Origin of the sequence: Turicibacter sp. T129 (assembly GCF_025594975.1) — a bacterium.
Lineage (GTDB): Bacteria > Bacillota_I > Bacilli_A > MOL361 > Turicibacteraceae > Turicibacter > Turicibacter bilis.
This window is the reverse complement of record NZ_JAMQUU010000119.1, coordinates 1-5416: the sequence shown is the minus strand read 5'-3', so window position 1 is coordinate 5416 and position 5416 is coordinate 1. Positions and strand designations below refer to the sequence as shown.

At 33.1% G+C, this 5416-nt stretch carries 3 protein-coding genes; all 3 read right to left on the bottom strand.

Annotated elements, in window-relative coordinates:
• Nucleotides 1-447: 447 nt before the first annotated feature.
• Genes NEH75_RS13295 through pth form a run of 3 tightly spaced genes read right to left on the bottom strand, consistent with a single transcriptional unit; the run spans nucleotide 448 to nucleotide 5164 of the window.
• A complete protein-coding gene (locus tag NEH75_RS13295; RefSeq protein WP_055242950.1) occupies nucleotides 448-987 on the bottom strand; it encodes a stage V sporulation T C-terminal domain-containing protein in 540 nt (179 codons plus the stop codon).
• 58 nt (nucleotides 988-1045) lie between these two features.
• Nucleotides 1046-4576: a transcription-repair coupling factor gene (gene mfd, locus NEH75_RS13290; protein ID WP_055305914.1), complete on the bottom strand. Its 3531-nt coding sequence runs from the start codon at nucleotides 4574-4576 to the stop codon at nucleotides 1046-1048.
• 27 nt (nucleotides 4577-4603) lie between these two features.
• The gene (pth, locus tag NEH75_RS13285; protein ID WP_055305913.1) at nucleotides 4604-5164 is read right to left on the bottom strand and encodes an aminoacyl-tRNA hydrolase; all 561 of its coding nucleotides are present in this window, start codon (nucleotides 5162-5164) and stop codon (nucleotides 4604-4606) included.
• Between the last annotated feature and the right edge of the window lie 252 nt (nucleotides 5165-5416).

The following is a 5416-nucleotide window of genomic DNA, read 5'->3' as shown; positions in this document are numbered from 1 at the left end:
GTCGTACTCGGGACTTTAACCCGTTAGATAATACCCATGCCGGGCGCACATAAAAAAGTGTAACTTCGGTTACACTTTTTTATTTGAGTTTAAATTTAATTTACCTAAATTTTATCATAAAATTTGATGAAATTTGATAAGGAATAGGTGACTTCAAAACCATGAATTATATTTCGCCATGTATGTATAAATCAATTAATAGTATCCTTCATACGAATGGATAATAACATAAATAATTTTTAGCTATCCTCTAAAATAATATCCTTGAATATAATATTGACTTAACTTAATTATTATCATCCTTATCCACAGATCACAAAAAAAAACTTTACACTGAGTACCGGTTGGTATCAATAAATTTATTATGAACAAGATTTTGTAACACAGCTAAAATAAAAAAGATACTTATTTACTCAATTGTGGATAAGTATCTTTTTTGTTTTCAAATTAACCTTCTAAGTATTTACCTAAGAATGATGTTGCGATTTTAGCACTGTTAATATCTAATTCATTAACTAATTCATCTTCTTCAGTTCCTACTAAAATAACTGCACCTAAGCTATCTCCATTTGAGATAATTGGAATCATTACGAATGAACGCTCAGTTGTTTCACCATCAACGATTTCTAAAACTTCTTTTCCTTCAGCGATTTTAGATGTACGATTTTCAATCATGTCGCTTAATGGACGGCTAACACGACGGTTTAAATATTGTTTTTTAATTTCTCCAGAAGCTGCAATAATATCTTCACGGTCTACAATTAAAATACCTTTTTTAGTAGATGCTTGCATTGCATCAGCGTATTGTTGTGCAAATGCAGAAATGTCAGCGATTGGAGAATATTTTTTTAATACAACCTCTCCTGATTGATTAACGAAAATTTCTAAAGAATCCCCTTCGCGAATACGCATCGTTCTACGAATTTCTTTTGGGATTACAACACGACCTAAGTCATCTATACGACGAACAACTCCAGTAGCTTTCATCTTTCTCAAAACCTCACTTTCAAATTATCTAACATTAGTTTTTATGTTTTTTAATAAATTATACCTTTTTTACATCTTTTTTGAATCTTTCGAAATTTTTAAATAAATCTAATGCATATTCGAACCATTGTAACCTTTTAACAACTGGTAAATCAAAAATAATATTTATTCGATTATCCTTATACGCCAGACGAATCATAGAACCGATCTTGTGAACAGCTTCAAATAATTTCTGTCCATCAATATCTTGTGTAATTTCTTCCTTTAATATGAATTCTATCGTATTTTTAGTCGATTTTGTTTTTTCAATATATGGTTCGGTTATATTCTTTAAAAAGGTCAGATCAATTAAATATTTAACATCATCAGGGAAATCACCAAAACGGTCAATTAATTCATCGATAACGTCTTTATATTCTTCATCATTAGTAACTTTTTTAATTTTTTGATAAATTTCAATTTTGGTCGATTCATCACTGATATAAAAATCAGGTATGTACGCATCAACTTTCGTTGGAAAGTCAAATTCTAATTTTGGTAATTCAAATGAAGCGACTTCAAAATTGCTACCTTCTCTTGCGTGAACTACTGCTTCACTTAACAATTGAGTATATAAATCCAGTCCAACTGTATCTATAAATCCATATTGTTGTGCTCCTAACATATCTCCAGCTCCACGTATTGCTAAGTCACGCATGGCAATCTTGAATCCTGAACCAAGTTCAGTAAATTCTTTAATTGTTTGTAGCCTTTTTTCAGCATTTTCAGTTAATACTTTATTTCTAGGATACATGCAGTAAGCATAAGCAATACGATCACTTCTTCCGACGCGACCTCTTAGCTGATATAGTTGTGATAAGCCTAATCGATACGAATCTGAGATAATCAGAGTGTTCGCATTTGGTATATCAATCCCTGTTTCAATAATAGTGGTACAAACTAAGACATTAAATTTCTTTTCTTCGAAATCCGCCATCGTTTGTTCAAGTTGTTCTTTACTCATTTGTCCATGAGCATATTCAACCACTGCATCCGGCACTAACTTTTGTATTCTTGCCGCTCTTTTCTCTATATCTGATACTCTATTATATAAATAGAATACTTGTCCATCCCTAGCCAATTCACGTTCGATTGCATCACGAATTACTCCATCATGTTCTTCCAGTACATAAGTTTGTACCGGATAGCGATTCATTGGTGGAGTCTCAATCAATGATAAACTTCGAATACCAATCATCGACATTTGTAATGTCCTTGGAATTGGTGTTGCAGTAAGCGTTAAGACGTCAACTTCAGTTTTAAACTCTTTGATTTTCTCTTTATGTTCAACCCCGAAGCGTTGTTCTTCATCGATAATTAAAAGTCCTAAATCTTTAAAGATTACATCTTTTGATAAAATTCGATGCGTTCCGACAACGATATTTATTTTACCACTTTTTATATTTGTTAGCAATTCCTGTTGTTCTTTTATTGACACATAACGATTAAGTAATCCAATTTTTACATCAAAATCCTTAAAACGTGCCACAAATGACTCATAATGTTGCTTAGAAAGAATTGTTGTTGGTGCTAAATAGGCAACTTGCTTCCCATCCTGGACTGCTTTAAATGCAGCGCGCATCGCTACTTCCGTCTTTCCGTATCCAACATCTCCGATTAATAAACGATCCATTGGATGTGGCGCTTCCATATCTTCTTTAATCTCAGCCACAGCCCTTAGCTGATCATCTGTTTCAACATATGGGAAGGCATTTTCAAACGCATGTTGCTCAATCGTGTCTTTTGAGAATGCGTAACCAGGTAAATGCTCGCGTTTAGCATAAATTTTGATTAATTTATCTGCAATATCTTTAACCGTTTTCTTAACTTTTGCCTTCGTTTTCTCCCATTCCGATGTTCCTAGTTTGTGGATTTTCGGTTTTGCCCCCTCTGATCCTACATATTTTTGAACCATCTCAATTTTGTCGATTGGAACATATAGTTTATCGCCTCCGCGATAAGCAATCATTAAGAAATCTTTACGGGCACCATTTGTTTCTAATGTCTCAATCCCAATATACTGTCCAATTCCGTGTTGAACATGAACCACATAGTCTCCGAGCTTAAGCTCATTATAGTCTTTAATCTTCTTACCTTCTTTAAAATTACTTTTATAAGCTGTTTGTTTTTTTCGTTTTGTATGAACCTCATAATCCGTATAAACAACAATATTCGGTTCTAATAGTTCAAAACCTAATGGTAATCGCTCATAGACAAGATGGATCGAACCTTCTCTAATTTCATCGATCGTCGTTGGGAATGCAACAGTCACTCCTGATTCTTCTAAATAATTGGCTAAGTTATTACGTGCCTCCACACTTGAAACTGTGACAAAGACTGTAACCCCATTTTCTTTGAGTCGTTTACACTCTTTCGCAAAAAATTCAAGTTGTCCATGAAACTCAGTAACACTCTTAGTCATTAGCTTAACGTGTTCTGTCAATTTGATTTCTTGTAATGAACTCGTATGTTCAAGTAAAAATAGCTGTCTAGAGACTTTTGTTTGAGTAATTGGATGATATAAATTTAAATCAACGACTGTTTTTCCATTTTCGATGGCTCCTTCTTGCCAGGCTAATGCATCTTCATTCATATGCTCTTGATTCTCTAAAATACGATTGTAATCAATATAGATTACCAATGGATCATCGAAATAAGATAGCAATGTATCTGGTTTTTCATACAATAATGAAATATATTTATGCATGACCTCTAAATCTTGATTATTTTTAATCTTTTCTATATCACCATAGATTCTAGCATATAAATTATCACGTGTTTCCCCTTCAACAAGTGGTGCCGTTTTTGTTAAGCGTTCTTTAATATTTTTTTCAAAACGCTCAACTTGCTCGTCTGAATAAACAAGTTCAAATGTTGGAACGAGAGCTGCCTTTTCAACTTTATTAATCGAACGTTGAGTTTCTGTTGAAAAATAACGAATTGTATCAATTTCATCATCAAAGAATTCAATACGAATTGGATTCTCTTCTGTCATCGGAAAAACATCTAAGATTCCGCCTCGAACACTAAATTCACCCATATGCTCAACAGCACGAACCGATTGATAACCTAACTCAACTAATTTACGTTTTAGTTCATCAAGTTCGTAAGTTCCACCAACCTCTAATTGAATATCGGCTTGTTTAAAAATCTCTTTTGGTGTTAAGAATCGTGTCGCACCAGCAACATGTGTTACAACGATTTTATTTTGATTTTCAATTATTGAAGCTAGTGTATTCATTCGTTCGATACGTAACTCAGAACTTGAAGCAAGCATCTCAGCTGTTATAAATTCATCCATAGGAAAAAGACGGACTGAATTCATGTCCATCAAATCAATGAGTTGATCATACAAACGCTGAGCGTGATATAAATTTTGCATCATAATGATCATCGGTCGTTTTTTATTTTCGAAAATCATTTGTAATAATGGTGCATAAAAAGAAGTTGTAACCCCGCTTAATAAAACATTTTGATTATCCTTATCTAATGTATTCATCAAAGTTTGAAGTTGTTCAGACTTTGAAATATACTGATTCATCACATTCATTCAAACACCCACCTTCTGTGACAAGTCCTATTTACTATACTCAGTCATCACTTTATTAAATGATTCTGTTAATGCCATTTCACAAGCTTTTACTGATAAATCAATCGCCTGATTGACAAGTGCTAACTCATCTTCTGTAAATTTTCCTAACACATAATCCACTACTGGAATTTTGGGATGGCGATCGATTCCCACACGAATACGTTTAAATTCTTGTGTTTTAGTGTGTGCGATTAATGACTTAATTCCATTATGGCCACCTGCACTTCCTTTTAAACGCATTCGAATCTTTCCGTGTGGTAAATCTAAATCATCATAGATGACAATTAAATCTTCGATATCAACATCATAAAAATCCATAACTGCACGAACTGACTCTCCAGATAAGTTCATGAAAGTTGTTGGTTTCAATAATATAACCTTTTCACCTTTAACAACTCCACGCCCAATCTCACCTTTAAATTTTTTTTCTTCTGATAAATGAATATTCCATGCTTTGCTTAATTCATCAATAACCATAAATCCAGCATTATGGCGTGTTCTTTCATATTTTGAACCTGGGTTTCCCAGACCTACAAACAATTTCATAAAATTTCACCTCATTCAGAGTTTAAATAACATATCCTATTTTACAGTAATCGCATACGTTTTACCAATATTTCTTCTAGTATTTGAGTGGTTTTCTTTTTAATGAAATACGTTTTAAAAAAAGAGACATTTCACTTTATTTTCTGCTAAATTAAACAGATTTATTGCAAGTAAATCGAGTAGGAGATAATTAATTAATTTAATCATCGTCCTCTCACACCACCGTACGTACGGTTCCGTATACGGCGGTTC